The following is a 14,463-nucleotide window of genomic DNA, read 5'->3' on the forward strand; positions in this document are numbered from 1 at the left end:
CGTTGCCCGCGCGGAAGGCTGGATCCCGAAACGAGCCCGGGATGACGGCGGGTGGGCAGAGGCATAGCCCGCCGATCGCCCCCCTCGTGAGGACGAAGGGCTTGACCGCGCGCCCCCTCCCCCGCCTACACAGCGTAGGACGGACGCGCATCGGCGCGGCACGGGAGGGGACGCCGATGATCGAGGACAGCGCGGGCGAGGACGAGCGCCGCTACCGCGCGCCCGCGCTCGAGAAGGGGCTCGACATCCTCGAGCTGCTCGCCGCCTCGCCCACCCCCCTCACGTTCACCGCGATCGTGAACCGGCTCGGTCGCAGCCATGGCGAGCTGTTCCGCATGGTGCAGGTGCTCCAATTTCGCGGTTACCTCGATCAGGACCCGGCCGACGATGGCTATTCCCTGACGGACCGCCTGTTCTCGCTCGGCATGAAGCAGCCGCGCACGCAGAGCCTGATCGAGGTCGCGCTGCCGTTGATGCGGCAGCTGGCGCTCGACATCCAGCAATCGTGCCACCTCGCGCTCCACACGCTGGGCGAGATGGTGGTGGTGGCGCGAATGGAGTCGAGCGAGCAGCTCGGCTTCTCGGTGCGCGTCGGGTATCGCAAGCCGCTGGCGCAGGTTGCCTCGGGCGCGGTGCTCTACGCCTTCCAGCCCGAGGACGTGCGGCGGCGCTGGGAGGCGCTGCTCGATCCGCAGCTCACGCCCGAGGAGCTCGCCGCGTTCCGCGTGCATGCCGACGCGGTGCGCGAGCGGCGCGTCGAGCTCACGCCCAGCCCGTTCGTCACCGGCGTCACCGACATCTCCGCTCCCGTCATGCGCGGAGGCACTGCCGCCGCGGCCCTAACCGTACCGTTCCTCAAGAAGATCGGCGCCGAGCTGACCCCGCGCGCCGCGGCCAGGTCGGTGCGCGAGGCGGCGGACTCGATCTCGGCGCAGCTCGTCGAGGCGGACAGTCGGCTGTACTGAGCGGCACCGGCCCCGCGGCCTCCGCTGCCCCCGCCTCCGCTGTCGCCGCCGGCCCCGCCGCCTCCGCCGCCGGCGTCATCCTGAGCTTGTCTCAGGATCCACCGTGCCGCGCCTTCTGCCGCGAGGCGCTTGCGGCGACGTGGATCCTGAAACGAGTTCAGGATGATGCAAGAGAAACGGGGTGGGCTTGCCGATGATCCCCGTTGTGCGCACCCGTGAAAATTGTTAGCACCAACGAAACAGACGACCCAGGGGGAGGCGGCATCATTCTGAGCTATCGGATCGCAACGGTCGGCACGATCGATAGGAGGGCGGCTTCGTGACCGTGATCACCGGCCTGCGGGTGCTCGACCTGCGCTTCCCGACCTCGGCCTCGCTCGACGGCTCGGACGCGATGAACCCCGATCCGGACTATTCGGCGGCCTATTGCATCCTCGAGACCGACACGCCCGGCCTGGAGGGTCACGGCCTCACCTTCACGATCGGGCGCGGCAACGACCTGTGCTGCGCGGCGATCGAGGCGCTGCGGCCACTGGTCGTCGGGCTCGACCTCGCCACCGTCCGTGCCGACGGTGCCGCCTTCTGGCGCCGCGTCACCGGTGACAGCCAGCTGCGCTGGGTCGGACCGGACAAGGGCGTGATCCATCTCGCCACCGGCGCGGTCGTCAACGCGGTGTGGGACTTGAGCGCCAAGGCGGCGGGCAAGCCGCTGTGGCGCCTGATCGCAGAGATGACGCCGGCCGAGCTGGTGCGGCAGATCCCCTTCACCTACCTCACCGATTACATCACCGAGGAGGAGGCGCTGACGCTGCTCACCGCCCGCGCGGCGGGCAAGGAAGAGCGTATGGCCGCGCTCGAGCGCTCCGGCTATCCCTGCTACACCACCTCGGCGGGCTGGCTCGGCTATTCCGACGAGAAGCTGGAGCGGCTGTGTCGCGAGGCGATCGCGGAAGGCTTCCGCCACGTCAAGCTCAAGGTCGGCGTCAGCCTCGACGACGACGTCCGCCGCGTCGGCATCGCGCGCCGCGCGATCGGCGAAGAAGCGGTGCTGATGATCGACGCCAATCAGGTGTGGGAGGTCGGGCAGGCGATCGATCACGTCAACGCGCTCGCCTTCGCGCGGCCCTGGTTCATCGAGGAGCCGACCAGCCCCGACGACGTCGCGGGCCATGCCGCGATCCGCCGCGGCGTTGCCCCGGTCCAGGTCGCGACCGGCGAGATGTGCCAGAACCGCATCGTCTTCAAGCAGTTCATCGCCGAGGGCGCGATCGACGTGGTGCAGATCGACGCCTGCCGCCTGGGTGGCGTCAACGAGGTGCTGGCGGTGCTGCTGATGGCGGCCAAGGCCGAGCTGCCGGTCTGCCCCCACGCCGGCGGCGTGGGGCTGTGCGAATATGTCCAGCATCTCGCGATGATCGACTATCTCTGCTTCGCCGGCACCGCCGAGGGGCGCGTGGCGGAATATGTCGACCATCTCCACGAGCATTTCCTCGAGCCCTGCATCGTGCGCGACGGCGCCTATCAGGCCCCGACCGCGCCGGGCTACTCGATCGAGATGCGGCCGGAGACTCTGGTGGCGTTCCGGCACGGCTGAGCTGACGTGATCCTCCCCGGCTAGAGGGGGTACCGCGCCGGTCGGGCGTGGTGGAGGGCAGCTCTCGCATCTGCGCCGATACCGTTGGTGGAGAGCGCTTCACCACCGCGCTGCGCGCGGTCCGCGTGCCTTGGCGTGCCCCCGGCGCGAGTGGGAAGGAAATCCTTTCCGGACCGCTTGATGCCCCTCAACGCGCTCGCGCTACCCTCCCCGCGCGGCTGTGCTAGGGTGCGCCCGACACGAGGCGGAGGACGAAGTGCCAGCAGTTACCGCAGGCGACGCGCGGATCGGGATCGCGGGGCTCGACGACGTGCTCGGCGGCGGGTTGGAACGCGCGCGCACCTTCCTCGTGGAGGGCAGCCCCGGCACCGGCAAGACCACGATCGCGATGCAGTTCCTGATCACGGGGGCGGCGCTGGACGAGCGCTGCCTGTACGTCACGTTGTCAGAGACCGAGGACGAGCTGCGTACCACCGGCCGGGCGCATGGCTGGGACCTCGCCGGCATCGACGTCTACGAACTGGTGCCGCCCGAGAACCTGCTCGACGAGGAACAGCAGCAGAGCCTGCTCTACTCGTCCGACCTCGAGCTCGGCGAGACGACCCGGCGGATCTTCGAGGCGTTCGAGCGCACTCGCCCCGAACGGGTGGTGATCGACAGCCTCTCCGAGATCCGGCTGCTGGCGCAGAGTTCGCTGCGTTACAGGCGCCAGATCCTGGCCCTGAAGCATTATTTCGCGCGAAGCGGCGCGACCGTCCTGATGCTCGACGATCTTACCACCGACTCGAACGACAAGACCGTCCACTCGGTCGCGCATGGCGTGATCCGGCTGGAGGAACTCGCGCCCGATTATGGTGCCGAGCGCCGCCGCCTGCGCGTGATCAAATATCGTGGTCGACGCTTCCGCGGCGGTTACCATGACAGCACGATCGCCACGGGTGGCGTACAGGTCTTCCCCCGGCTGATCTCGGCCGAGCACAAGGTGGATTTCACCCGCGACGTCGTCACCACCGACACCGAGGAGCTCAACAGCCTGCTGGGCGGCGGCATCGCGCGCGGGTCCAGTGTCCTGGTGCTCGGCCCGGCGGGCACCGGCAAGACCCTGCTGACGCTCACCTTCATCAAGACGGCCGTGGCGCGGGGCGAGCGCGCGGCGATGTTCGTGTTCGACGAGGAGGTCGGCCTCCTGGTGCAGCGCGCGCTCGCGCTCGACATCGATCTGGCGGCGATGGTCGCGGCGGGCCAGCTCACGCTCGAGCAGGTCGACGCCGCCGAGCTGACCCCGGGCGAGTTCTCGGCACGGGTACGGCATTGTGTCGAGCAGCATGGCGCGCAGACCGTGGTGGTCGACAGCCTCAACGGCTACCAGACGTCGATGCCGGGCGAGCAGGCGCTGGTGCTCCACCTTCACGAGCTGCTGCAATATCTCAATCGCCGCGGCGCGACGACCTTCCTCACCGTGGCCCAGCACGGGCTGGTCGGCGACATGAGCACGCCGGTGGACGTCACCTATCTCGCCGATACCGTCGTTTTGCTGCGTTATTTCGAGGCGCTCGGGCAAGTTCGGCGAGCTATATCGGTCGTCAAGAAACGCACCGGGTCACACGAGAACTCGATCCGCGAGTATCAGATCGGCGCGCGCGGCGTCTCACTCGGCGAACCGCTGGTCGGCTTCCAGGGCATCTTGCGCGGCGTTCCCGAGCTGCTCGGCCAACCCACGCTGCTCGCGCGCGAGGAGGCGTGAAGCGCAGCACGCTCTCGGAACGCGCGCTGGTGCTGGCCCCGCGCGGCCGCGATGCCGCGGTCGCGACCGGGATGCTGGCCGAGGCGGGGCTCGAGGCGAGCGCGTGCGAGACGCTGGCCGGCCTGATCGCCGAGCTCGACCGCGGCGCGGGCTATGCCGTCGTCACCGAGGAGGCGGTCGCCACCGCCGACGTGCGCGCGCTATCGCGCTGGATCGGCGAGCAGGAAGAATGGTCCGACCTGCCCTTCATCCTGCTGACCAACCGCGGCGGCGGGCTGGAGCGCAACCCCGCGGCGGTGCGCCATCTCGAGCTGCTCGGCAACGTCACCTTCCTCGAGCGGCCGTTCCATCCGACCACGCTGATCAGCCTCGCCCGCGCCGCGATCCGCGGACGGCGTCGGCAATATGAGGCGCGCGCGCGGCTCATCACGATCCGCGAGAGCGAGGCGCGGCTGCGCACCCTGTTCGACACGATGGACGAGGGCTTCTGCGTGATCGAGTTCCTCGACGGTCCGCACGGCCCGCTGAGCGACTATGTCCACGTCCAGGCCAACCCGGCCTACCAGCGCCACACCGGGATCGCCGACGCGGTCGGGCGCAAGGTGCGCGACATGGTGCCCGACGAGGCCCAGGGTTGGATCGCGCTGTACCGCGAGGTGCTGACCAGCGGCGAGGCGATCCGCTTCGAGCGCGAGCTGGTCGCGACGCGGCGCCACCTCGAACTCGCCGCCTTTCGCGTGGAGCCGGCGAGCCGGCGCGAGGTGGCGGTGATCTTCCAGGATGTCACCGAGCGCAAGCGCGCCGAGATCGCACTGCGCGAGCTCAACGAGACGCTGGAGCGCCGCGTCGCCGCCGCGATCGACGAGCGCGAGCTGGCGCTGGCGCAGCTCCACGAGGCGCAGAAGCTCGAGACGATCGGCCAGCTGACGGGCGGGGTGGCGCACGATTTCAACAACCTGCTCACGCCGATCACCGGCGCGCTCGATCTGCTCGGCAAGCGCTACACCGACGACGCGCGCACTGCCCGGCTGATCGACGGCGCGCTCCAGTCGGCGGAGCGCGCCAAGACGCTGGTGCAGCGCCTGCTCCAGTTCGCGCGGCGCCAGGCGCTGGAGACGCACGCTGTCGACACCGCCGCGCTGATCGAGGGGATGCGCGACCTGATCGCCAGCTCGGTCGGCGGCCGGGTCGAGCTCAAGCTGGTGCTGCCCGACGACCTGCCGCCCGCGGTGGCGGACCCCAATCAGCTCGAGCTGGCGCTGCTCAACCTGTGCGTCAACGCGCGAGACGCCATGCCCGAGGGCGGTCGGCTCACCGTGGTCGCCGCGACCGAGGCGGTCGGGCCGGGCTCGCCGCTCCGGCTAGCGCCCGGCGCTTATGTGCGGCTCGCGGTGATCGACACCGGCACCGGCATGGACGCGGCGACGCTGGCGCGCGCGATCGAGCCCTTCTATTCCACCAAGGAGCGCGGCAAGGGCACCGGGCTGGGCCTTTCGATGGTCCACGGGCTCGCCGCGCAGCTCGGCGGCGCCTTCGTCATGACGAGCAAGCCCGGCCAGGGCACGCGCGCCGACCTCTATCTGCCCGTTGCCGAGCGCGAGGCCGACGCCGGCGCGCGCCACGCCGCGGGCGAGCGGATCGCCGAGACCCGCCCGCTCGCGGTGCTGCTGGTCGACGACGAGGAGCTGGTGCGCGCCGGCACCGCCGAGATGCTGCGCGACCTCGGCCATCAGGTCACCGAGGCAAGCGACGGCGCGGCCGCGCTCGCAGCGCTCGATGACGGTCTTCCGGTCGACGCGGTGCTGACCGATTACATGATGCCGCGGATGAACGGCGCCGAGCTCGCCGCCGCGGTCCACCGCCGCCGCCCCGACCTGCCGGTGCTGGTGGTGACGGGCTATGCCGGCGGCGACCTCGCGCTGGAGCTACCGCAGCTCGCCAAGCCGTTCCGCCGCGCGGACCTCGCCGGCGCGCTCACCGCGCTGACGAGCGACGGCAAGGTGGTGCGGCTGGCCGAGCGGCGGCGTTAGCGCCAGTACGACGGGCGACGCGTCGCCATCACGCCTCACGCGCCGAAGCCGTCGCCGTTCTGACCGCGCGCCCGCAACCTCGCCGCATGTAGCGCACCCGCGGTGAGCGCATGGCCGCGTCGCTCGGCGCGAAGCACCTGCGCCACGCGCTTGCCGTGGATCATCAGCGGCAGGCCGAGCAGCGCGACGACGAAGAGCGGCATCATCAGCGGCGAACGGTCGAGCAGCAGACAGGCGGTGCAGGCGCCCGTCGTCAGCACCAGGCCGCCGACACGCCAGGCGAGATCGCGCCGCGTCACGCGCACGCTCCCGTGAGCACGCGGTCGCCGGCGCGCGTAAGCGCGACCGCCACCGACCTGGGCGCCGTGGCCGGCGCCAGCACGATATCCGCCGGAAGGTCGTGCTCCTGTGCCAGCGCCGCAACCATGTCGGCACAGTCGAACCGGATGCCGATGGCTGCGTCGTCGAGCGCCGCCGCTGCAGCGCGGGCGCGCGCGATCAGCGTGGGTGCACCGTCGATGCCGCGCGCCTCGATCGCGACGAAGCCGAGCGCGCGCGCCTGCCGCGCCGCAGCGAGCAGCAGTGCGCCGTCACCGCAGTCGGCATCGACGATCCGCACCGCACGGCGTCGCGCCGAGCGCAGTTCGGCGAGCGCCAGCGCCAACGCGGGCCAGCGCACGTCGTCCGTCGGATGCTGGGATGACACCGCCGACCGCAGCGGCGCCCTCGCACAGGGGATCGACAGAGAAACAGGGTGAAGCCGCACCATATCGCGTCATAGCCTCGCATGACCGGGCGTCCGACCGCCCGTTCTTGCAGCTACGGAACGGCGCATAGGCTTGCGAGAGTGATCGCGATCGATCGCGTAGCGCCCGCGTATAGCGGCCTCATTCCGGCAGCAGCGAGTCGACCCAGGTCGGCACGAGCACACCCGCCGGCCCCAGCCGTGTCTCGCCAGACCAGGTGCTGCCCGCCGAGCGCTCGAGATTGAGCTCGAGGGTCGCAGCACCCGCCGCGGCAGCCGCGCGGACGAAGCCGGCGGCGGGATAGACCGCGCCGGACGTGCCGATAGAGACGAAGAGGTCGGCGCGCGAGAGCGCCGACTCGATCCGCTCCATCTCGTACGGCATCTCGCCGAAGAAGACGATGTCGGGCCGTAGCGCCGGTGCGTCGCACGCCGGGCAGACCGTCGCGGGTGGCAGCGCGCCGCGCCAGGGACGGCGCGTGCCACAGGCAGCGCACAGCGCCGAGCGCAGCTCGCCGTGCATGTGGAGCATCCGGCGCGCGCCGGCGCGCTCGTGCAGGTCGTCGACGTTCTGGGTGACGATCAACAGCTCGCCGGGCCAGGCGGCGTCAAGCCGCGCGAGCGCGTCATGCGCGGCGTTGGGCGCGACCGTATCGAGCGCGGCGCGGCGCAGGTCGTAGAAGCGGTGCACCAGCGCTGGATCGCGCGCGAGCGCTTCGGGCGTACAGACGTCCTCGACGCGATGCCCTTCCCACAGGCCGCCCGGCCCGCGGAAGGTGGCGATACCGCTCTCCGCCGAGATGCCGGCGCCGGTGAGGATGACGATGTTGCCGGCGACGCTCATGCTCCAGGTGATATAGCCAGGAAATTGGAACGGCTAGCGCTGCATCGGAGTGTACGACGATCGGAGCCGACGATGCCGCGAGGGCCGGGCCGCTATGCCGCGAAACGTCTGCTGGTCGCGATCGCGCTCGGCCTGGTCCCGGTCATCGCGGTCTTGCTGGTGTTCAAGGATAGCGCGCACGATCCGACGCTGACCGAGCACAACCATCAGGTAGACGACTGAACCGCGTCGGCGTCAGTCGGGCATGACATAAGCGAGCGCCTCGCGCGCGATGCGCTCGACGCGGCGTACGGCGTAGCGCACCTCTCCCAGCGCGACGAACCCGCCGGCGGTGGGCAGCGACGCCTCGTCGCGCTCGCAGAGGAAGCGCTTGGGCTGATCCTGACAATAAGTGACGCGGGTGGTGCCCGCGAGCGAGGGGATGGTCGACCGGCTCAACATGGTGCGATGGTCCTGACCGCCGGCGATCGAGCCGGCGCGGGGTGAGGGCGACGCGGTTCAGCGTCGCCCTCGTTGCATCGACTCGCGTCGACGCGCAGCGAGAAAGTGCTTAGACCGCCTGGCTGAAGCGCACCGTGGAGCGACGGCGACGCATCGCGTAGCCGACCACGCCGAAGCCCATGATCATCATCGCCCAGGTCGCCGGCTCGGGCACCGCCGAGTTGATCGGGGTGAAGGTCGCCTGGCCGCCGTACGCGCCGTTGCCGCGCGACACGCCGTTGACGACGAGACGGTTGAGCTGACCGGCGATGATCGGCACGTTGTTGATGAAGGCCACCTCGAAAGCGCCGCCCGCGGTCTTGGTGATCGACGCGGCGATGTCGTTGATCGTCACCGAGGTGAAGTCGAGGTCGTTGACCGAGCCGAGATCCGTCACGCTGGTGGTCACCGTGCCGCTGCCCAGGCCGTTGGTCGGCAGCGTGAAGGTGAAGACGTCGGAGAAGGTGCCCGCACCGATGCCCTGGTTCTTGAAGGCGCCCGCGAAGGTGCCGCCGGCGCCGGCGGTGGCGGTAAAGTTGGACGAGCCGACCGGGAAGGTGGCGGCGGCGGCGGGGGCGGCAGCACCGACCACCGCGGCGGCGGCGACGGCGACAGCGACGACAGATTTCATTACGAACTCCCTGACTGGAACACGACTTCGGCGCACGAAGCCGTCGCTCAGAATGCCCGAGAGCGCCGATCGGTGTGACCCTCTTGTTAACCCCACCTGCCCCAGCGCGAGGCAGGCAAAACAAGCGTTTGTTCGATTTTATCGGGAACCTTTCCGCGACACTGGTAACGTCACCGCCGAAAAGGGTCCGTGGCTTACCCCGCTGCGGCGGGTCGCACGTGCTCCTGAGTGCCGCGCGTGATCACCTCGTCTTCCGGCAGGATCGTCGCGACGGGCACGTCAGGCCGCGCCAGGAGCTCGCCGTAGAGCGGCGCGAAGTCGGTCTCCACCGTCGCGCGCAGCAGCGCGTCGAAGCTCGGGATCACGAAGTAATTCTGCTGGAAGTCGTCGATACGATAATCGGTTCGCATGACGCGCCTCAGGTCGAAGGCGATGCGATGGGGGCTAGCGCTTTCCAGCGCGAAACGCGTCTCCGCCGCCGAGGAGACGATCCCCGAACCGTAGATGCGCAGCCCGTCGCCCTCGTCGATCAGCCCGAACTCGACCGTGTACCAGTAGAGCCGGCCGAGCTGCTTCAGGGCACCTAGCTCGAGCGCGCGCTGCCCGCCGCGGCCATAGGCCTCGAGGTAATCGGCGAACACCGGGTCCGCGAGCATCGGCACATGGCCGAACACGTCGTGGAAGACGTCGGGTTCCTGGATGTAATCGAGCTGATCGGGCCGGCGGATGAAATTGCCCGCCACGAAGCGGCGATTCGCCATATGGTCGAAGAACACGTCGTCGGGGACCAGCCCTGGCACCGCCACCACCTGCCAGCCGGTGAGCTTCATCAGCCGTTCGGACAGCTCGGCGAAGTCGGGGATGCCCGGCTTGGACAGCCGGAGCACGTCGAGCCCGCGCAGATACGCCTCGGATGCGCGCCCTGGCAGCAGCGCGCGCTGGCGCTGGAACAGCGTGTCCCAGGTGGCATGCTCCTCAGCGGTGTAATGCGACCAATCCTGCGCGACGGTCCAGTCGGTCGCGGCGCCGGGCGGAGGAGAATCGAGCACATGTGTTTCCTCGGTCATGACGGACGGTATAGCATGGCCGCGTGGCCCGACTATCCGCCTCGCTCGGTCGCCTGCTCGCCGCGCTCGCGCTGCTCGTGTTCGGCTATGCGGTGGCGGGGACAGTCGGCGGGCTGATCGCGCGCAACGCCGCCTGGCGCCCGCCCGCGCAGGGTGTGACGATCTGGGTGGAGGACAATGGCGTCCACACCGGTCTGGTGCTGCCCAAACGCGCCGCCGGGATCGACTGGACGTCCGACTTCCCCGCCGCCGACCTCGCCGATCCGCGCTACGCCGGCTACGGCCATGTCGCGATCGGCTGGGGCGAGCGCGGCTTCTATCTCGGCACGCCGACCTGGTGGGACGTGCGACCCGGCGTGCTGCTCGGGGCAGCTTTCGGCAGCGACTCGACGCTCGTCCACGTCGAGCACGTACGCCGCCCGCTGTCGGGCGACGACGTGCGCGCGATCGTCCTTCGGCCGAGGGAATATCGCCGACTGGCGGCGGCGATCCGGGCGAGCCGCGCCGCCGGGCCGGCGGTGCGCGGCTACTATGACTACGACGCCTTCTATCCCGGCGCGGGGCGATACGACGCCGTCACGACGTGCAACGCCTGGACCGGGAACACGCTGTCCGCGGCGGGGGTGCGTGTGGGGCGATGGACCCCTTTCCCTACGACCGTGACGCGGTGGTTCTAACGTGAGCGGGATCTAAAATCCCGATCGCGTCTCGGCGGAGGCTGAGCCCCCGGCGGGACACGCCCATGATACCGCCGTAGGCGTGCCAACTCGGCCTCGGCCTTCGCCGGGACACTAGAACAGACCGTCCGCGAGCAGTGTCAGTTCGCCGCGCCGGTCTGATTCGCCATCTCGCCGCGCGTCGCTGCCATCGTCGGCGCAGGGCCGGTCGCGGGGCGGAGTGACTCACGCTCGGATGCGGGGACAGGCGCGGTCGGATCTGGCCGGAATGCCTCGGGCGCGCGGGTCGTGCCCGGCGTCGGCGCGTCGGCCGCGAGGTCGGGTGCGGCATGCTCGCCGTCGTCGCCCGGGAAGTATCGATCGAACCAACCGAACCGCAGCGCCGCGCCGATGCCGGCCGCGACCGCGCCGATCAGGCCGGCGGCCGCGATCGCGCGGTCGCGGCGGTGGTGATCCGGCTTGTAGCCGCGCTTGCTCTTGCCTTTTGGCTTGCTTTTCTGGGTCATGCGCGCGTCAACGGGCGGCGCGGGCGCGCGTTCCCGCGACCGCCGGGTGCGACGGTTTCCGCCGGGCCGCCAACCTGCTAGCGCAGCGGCTCCCGACCTGAGAGACGCGCCATGTCGACCCGCGACGACCTGATCCTGCAGACGCTCGAGCCCGCCACGCACGATCTCGGCGGCTTCAAGGTGTACCGCACCCTGCCCCATCGCGATCGCACGATGGTGGGCCCGTTCCTGTTCTTCGACCAGATGGGACCGGCGCATCTCGCCCCCGGCGACGGCGTCGACGTGCGCCCGCACCCGCATATCGGCCTATCGACCGTCACCTACCTGTTCGACGGCGCGTTCCAGCACAAGGACTCGCTCGGCACCGACGCGCGGATCACGCCCGGCGCGGTCAACCTGATGACCGCGGGGACCGGCATCGTCCACTCCGAACGCTCGCCCGCCGACGTCCGCGCCGACGGCCCCGCGCTCGCCGGTATCCAGACCTGGCTCGCCTTGCCCGACGGGCGCGAGGACATCGCACCCGCGTTCGAGCATGTCGGCGCGGGCGCGCTGCCGATCGTCGAGGCCGGCGGCGCGCGCGCGCGCGTCATCATGGGGTCGCTGTGGGGGGCGCGGGCACCGACCACCACCTACGCCGACACGATCTACGCCGACGTCGTGCTCGATCCCGGTGCCAGCGTCCCGATCGACGTCAGCACCGACGAGCGCGCGCTCTATCTCGCCGAGGGCGAGGCCGCGCTCGACGGGCTCATGCTCGAGCCGCGCAAGCTCTACGTGCTGCGACCCGGCACCGCCGCGACGCTCAGCTCGGCGCTGGGCGGCCGCGCGATGCTCGCCGGCGGCGCGGCCTTCGCGACCAAGCGCCACGTCTGGTGGAATTTCGTCCACTCGTCGCGCGAGGCGATCCGCGAGGCCAAGCGCGCCTGGATGGCGGGCGAGTTCGCGCGCGTGCCCGGCGACGAGAAGGAGTGGATCCCGATCCCCGAGGTGCCCAAGACCGTCAGCTACCCGTGACCGCGGCGAGCGCGGGCGGCGGTGTGGCCGCGCGCTCGGCGTAGCGCCGCGCCAGCACCGCGCAGACGAACAGCTGGATCTGGTGGAACAGCATCAGCGGCAGCACGATCAGCCCGACCGAGGCGGCCGGGAACAGGATCGCCGCCATCGGGATGCCGCTCGCCATGCTCTTCTTCGAGCCGCAGAAGACGATCGCGATCTCATCCTCCTTGCTGAAGCCGAGCGCGCGGCTAACGGCGCGGGTCGCGAATAGCACCAGCGCCAGTATCACGCTGGCGATCACCACGATCGCGGCGAGGTCCACCACCGAGACCTGCGTCCAGATACCCGCGACCATGCCCGCGCTGAACGCGGCGTAGACGACGACCAGCACCGAGCCGCGGTCGACCGTCGCGGTGAGCCGCGGGTGGCGCAGCAGCCATTGCCCGATCAGCGGGCGCAACAACTGGCCGACGACGAACGGAAGCAGGATCTGCACCGCGATCTCCTCCAGCGCGGCGAGCGACACGCCCCCGCTCGCGGCGGGCATCAGCTGCGCGACGAGCAGCGGGGTCAGCAGCGTGCCGGCGAGGTTCGACAGCGACGCGCTGCACAGCGCCGCCGGGACGTTGCCGCGCGCGATCGAGGTGAAGGCGATGGACGACTGCACCGTCGAGGGCAGCAGGCTGAGGAACAGCAGCCCGGTCACCGCCGGCGCCGGGAGAAAGGGCCCGGTCGCCGCCGCGGTGGCGAGGCCGATCAGCGGGAACAGCACGAAGGTGCTGGCGAACACCAGCGCCTGCAGCCGCCAGTGCGTGAGCCCCGCCCAGATCGCCTCGGGTGCGAGCCGTGCGCCGTACAGCAGGAACAGCAGCGCCACCGCGACCGTCACCGCGCCGTCGGCGACGCTGGTGAAGGCGCCGCGCGCGGGCAGCAGCGCGGCGAGCGCGACGGTCGCGATCAGCAGCAGCAGGTAGCGGTCGACGCGCGGCCAGCGGAAGGAGCGGGAGGACATGCGGGACCTTTCGTTCGGGGTGGCGTCTGTCTCAACGGCTACGATTCGGCACCTCGCAACCCACGCCCCCCTCCGTCATCCTCGCGAAGGACGCTGACGCCGCGGCTATAGCCGTGAGGTTAGCGCGTCTGGATTCCCGCCTTCGCGGGAATGATGGAGGTAAGGGCGCCGCCTCAGTCTTCATCTAGCCGATCGTCGCTCATGCACAAACCCGATCGCCGCGATATCGTTTATCATGTAGCATGATAAGCATGACCGACATCGCGCTCGACCTGCTCCGCACCTTCGTCGCCATCGCCGAGGTCGGCAGCTTCACCGCCGCGGCAAGGTCGCTCGATCTCCGTCAGTCGACGGTGAGCCAGCACATGCGTCGGCTCGAGGACCAGGTTGGGCGCCGGCTGATCGACCGCGACACCCACCGGGTCGCGCTCACGCCCGACGGCGAGACGCTGCTCGACCAGGCGCGCGCGGTGCTGGCGGCGAGCGAGCGGCTCATGCGCCATCTCGCCGCGGTGCCACTGCGCGGGCGGCTGCGGCTCGGCGCGTCGGAGGATTTCGTATTGTCAGCACTGCCCGACGTGCTCGCCGGCTTCGCGCGCCGCCACCCCGAGGTCGACCTCGAACTGCGCGCCGGGCTCAGCGAGCACCTCTACGAGGCCTTCGACGCCGGGCAGCTGGACCTCATCTTCGTCAAGCGTCGCGGCGGGGATCGCCGCGGCACGCTGGCGTGGGAAGAACCGATCGCCTGGGTCGGGCGCGAGGGCTGGCGCACCGAGCCGGACTCGCCGCTGCCGCTGCTGCTCTACCCGCCGCCGAGCGTCACTCGCTCGCGCGCGATCGCGACGCTTGAGGAGGCCGGGCGCACGTGGCGGGTCGCCTTCACCAGCGCGAGTCTCACCGGGCTGAGCGCGGCGGCGCGCGCCGGACTGGGCGTGATGCCGCACTCGGCGCGGCTGCTGCCCGCGGGATTGTCGGTGCTGCCGCCGGGCGAGTCACTGCCCGTGCTGCCGGCGATGGAGTTCGTGGTGATCGCGCCGGGGCACGACCCCGCCACCGCGGCGCTGGCGGCGGCGATGCTCGGCTGGTCGCGCGGGGTGCGGTGAGGAGGGAAGGGTGACGCTGGCGCCGCGAGGCTAAGCTGTTCCCCGGCAAAGGCCGGGGCCCAGGCG

The 14,463-nt window shown here is 70.6% G+C and carries 16 protein-coding genes; 8 read left to right on the top strand and 8 right to left on the bottom strand.

Annotated features, from left to right (window positions below; translation table 11 throughout):
- Positions 1-176 precede the first annotated feature (176 nt).
- The 4 genes from K7957_RS17660 to K7957_RS17675 all read left to right on the top strand — a co-directional run bounded on the left by K7957_RS17660 (position 177) and on the right by K7957_RS17675 (position 6,333).
- Positions 177-965, top strand: a complete 789-nt coding sequence (locus K7957_RS17660; RefSeq protein WP_223013785.1) for an IclR family transcriptional regulator — start codon at positions 177-179, stop codon at positions 963-965.
- Positions 966-1,284: 319 nt separating this feature from the next.
- Positions 1,285-2,559 (top strand): L-fuconate dehydratase, encoded by a 1,275-nt coding sequence (locus K7957_RS17665; protein ID WP_223013787.1) that lies wholly within the window; start codon positions 1,285-1,287, stop codon positions 2,557-2,559.
- Between the two features lie 256 nt (positions 2,560-2,815).
- Positions 2,816-4,303, top strand: coding sequence for an ATPase domain-containing protein (locus K7957_RS17670; protein ID WP_223013789.1), 1,488 nt, complete (start codon positions 2,816-2,818; stop codon positions 4,301-4,303).
- Positions 4,300-6,333, top strand: a complete 2,034-nt coding sequence (locus tag K7957_RS17675; protein ID WP_343228451.1) for an ATP-binding protein — start codon at positions 4,300-4,302, stop codon at positions 6,331-6,333. The genes K7957_RS17670 and K7957_RS17675 overlap by 4 nt, the downstream gene beginning before the upstream one ends.
- Before the next feature lie 35 nt (positions 6,334-6,368).
- On the opposite strand, the gene K7957_RS17680 is transcribed toward K7957_RS17675, so the two are convergent.
- The 3 genes from K7957_RS17680 to K7957_RS17690 all read right to left on the bottom strand — a co-directional run bounded on the left by K7957_RS17680 (position 6,369) and on the right by K7957_RS17690 (position 7,922).
- A complete protein-coding gene (locus K7957_RS17680; RefSeq protein ID WP_223013791.1) occupies positions 6,369-6,632 on the bottom strand; it encodes a hypothetical protein in 264 nt (87 codons plus the stop codon).
- Entirely contained in the window at positions 6,629-6,997 is a 369-nt protein-coding gene (locus K7957_RS17685) for an SAM-dependent methyltransferase (protein ID WP_223013793.1), read from the bottom strand. The genes K7957_RS17680 and K7957_RS17685 overlap by 4 nt, the downstream gene beginning before the upstream one ends.
- 223 nt (positions 6,998-7,220) lie before the next feature.
- Positions 7,221-7,922, bottom strand: coding sequence for an NAD-dependent deacylase (locus K7957_RS17690; protein WP_223013795.1), 702 nt, complete (start codon positions 7,920-7,922; stop codon positions 7,221-7,223).
- A gap of 72 nt (positions 7,923-7,994) precedes the next feature.
- Between K7957_RS17690 and K7957_RS17695 the strand changes: the two genes are divergently transcribed.
- Positions 7,995-8,144: a hypothetical protein gene (locus tag K7957_RS17695; protein WP_223013797.1), complete on the top strand. Its 150-nt coding sequence runs from the start codon at positions 7,995-7,997 to the stop codon at positions 8,142-8,144.
- A gap of 12 nt (positions 8,145-8,156) precedes the next feature.
- Here the strand turns inward: K7957_RS17695 and K7957_RS17700 are convergent, their stop codons facing one another.
- The 3 genes from K7957_RS17700 to phhA all read right to left on the bottom strand — a co-directional run bounded on the left by K7957_RS17700 (position 8,157) and on the right by phhA (position 10,100).
- Positions 8,157-8,363 carry a hypothetical protein gene (locus tag K7957_RS17700; protein ID WP_223013799.1) on the bottom strand — a complete coding sequence of 69 codons (207 nt, stop codon included), beginning with the start codon at positions 8,361-8,363 and terminating at the stop codon, positions 8,157-8,159.
- A 109-nt stretch (positions 8,364-8,472) separates the two neighbouring features.
- Positions 8,473-9,033, bottom strand: coding sequence for an FxDxF family PEP-CTERM protein (locus K7957_RS17705; RefSeq protein ID WP_223013801.1), 561 nt, complete (start codon positions 9,031-9,033; stop codon positions 8,473-8,475).
- Positions 9,034-9,227: 194 nt separating this feature from the next.
- A complete protein-coding gene (phhA, locus tag K7957_RS17710) occupies positions 9,228-10,100 on the bottom strand; it encodes a phenylalanine 4-monooxygenase (RefSeq protein WP_223013803.1) in 873 nt (290 codons plus the stop codon).
- Between the two features lie 23 nt (positions 10,101-10,123).
- Between phhA and K7957_RS17715 the strand changes: the two genes are divergently transcribed.
- A complete protein-coding gene (locus tag K7957_RS17715) occupies positions 10,124-10,777 on the top strand; it encodes a TIGR02117 family protein (RefSeq protein ID WP_343228452.1) in 654 nt (217 codons plus the stop codon).
- Positions 10,778-10,917: 140 nt separating this feature from the next.
- Here the strand turns inward: K7957_RS17715 and K7957_RS17720 are convergent, their stop codons facing one another.
- A complete protein-coding gene (locus K7957_RS17720; RefSeq protein WP_223013805.1) occupies positions 10,918-11,283 on the bottom strand; it encodes a hypothetical protein in 366 nt (121 codons plus the stop codon).
- A gap of 111 nt (positions 11,284-11,394) precedes the next feature.
- Here K7957_RS17720 and K7957_RS17725 point away from each other — a divergent pair, with 111 nt between their 5' ends.
- Positions 11,395-12,300 (top strand): pirin family protein, encoded by a 906-nt coding sequence (locus K7957_RS17725; protein WP_223013807.1) that lies wholly within the window; start codon positions 11,395-11,397, stop codon positions 12,298-12,300.
- On the opposite strand, the gene K7957_RS17730 is transcribed toward K7957_RS17725, so the two are convergent.
- Positions 12,287-13,294, bottom strand: coding sequence for a bile acid:sodium symporter family protein (locus K7957_RS17730; protein ID WP_223013809.1), 1,008 nt, complete (start codon positions 13,292-13,294; stop codon positions 12,287-12,289). The two genes, K7957_RS17725 and K7957_RS17730, sit on opposite strands and share 14 nt — an antisense overlap.
- Positions 13,295-13,545: 251 nt before the next feature.
- Here K7957_RS17730 and K7957_RS17735 point away from each other — a divergent pair, with 251 nt between their 5' ends.
- Complete coding sequence (locus K7957_RS17735) at positions 13,546-14,397, top strand: LysR family transcriptional regulator (protein ID WP_246617242.1); 852 nt, start codon at positions 13,546-13,548, stop codon at positions 14,395-14,397.
- The last annotated feature ends 66 nt before the right edge of the window (positions 14,398-14,463 follow it).

It is taken from the genome of Sphingomonas yunnanensis (assembly GCF_019898765.1).
Classification (GTDB): Bacteria; Pseudomonadota; Alphaproteobacteria; order Sphingomonadales; family Sphingomonadaceae; genus Sphingomonas; species Sphingomonas yunnanensis.

What these genes read in the sequence shown, in the direction of transcription:
- K7957_RS17690 (WP_223013795.1), bottom strand. Translation starts at nt 7,922, where the DNA reads ATGAGCGTCGCCGGCAACATCGTCATCCTCACCGGCGCCGGCATCTCG.
- K7957_RS17725 (WP_223013807.1), top strand. Translation starts at nt 11,395, where the DNA reads ATGTCGACCCGCGACGACCTGATCCTGCAGACGCTCGAGCCCGCCACG.
- phhA (WP_223013803.1), bottom strand. Translation starts at nt 10,100, where the DNA reads ATGACCGAGGAAACACATGTGCTCGATTCTCCTCCGCCCGGCGCCGCG.
- K7957_RS17700 (WP_223013799.1), bottom strand. Translation starts at nt 8,363, where the DNA reads ATGTTGAGCCGGTCGACCATCCCCTCGCTCGCGGGCACCACCCGCGTC.
- K7957_RS17705 (WP_223013801.1), bottom strand. Translation starts at nt 9,033, where the DNA reads ATGAAATCTGTCGTCGCTGTCGCCGTCGCCGCCGCCGCGGTGGTCGGT.
- K7957_RS17735 (WP_246617242.1), top strand. Translation starts at nt 13,546, where the DNA reads ATGACCGACATCGCGCTCGACCTGCTCCGCACCTTCGTCGCCATCGCC.
- K7957_RS17660 (WP_223013785.1), top strand. Translation starts at nt 177, where the DNA reads ATGATCGAGGACAGCGCGGGCGAGGACGAGCGCCGCTACCGCGCGCCC.
- K7957_RS17695 (WP_223013797.1), top strand. Translation starts at nt 7,995, where the DNA reads ATGCCGCGAGGGCCGGGCCGCTATGCCGCGAAACGTCTGCTGGTCGCG.
- K7957_RS17730 (WP_223013809.1), bottom strand. Translation starts at nt 13,294, where the DNA reads ATGTCCTCCCGCTCCTTCCGCTGGCCGCGCGTCGACCGCTACCTGCTG.
- K7957_RS17720 (WP_223013805.1), bottom strand. Translation starts at nt 11,283, where the DNA reads ATGACCCAGAAAAGCAAGCCAAAAGGCAAGAGCAAGCGCGGCTACAAG.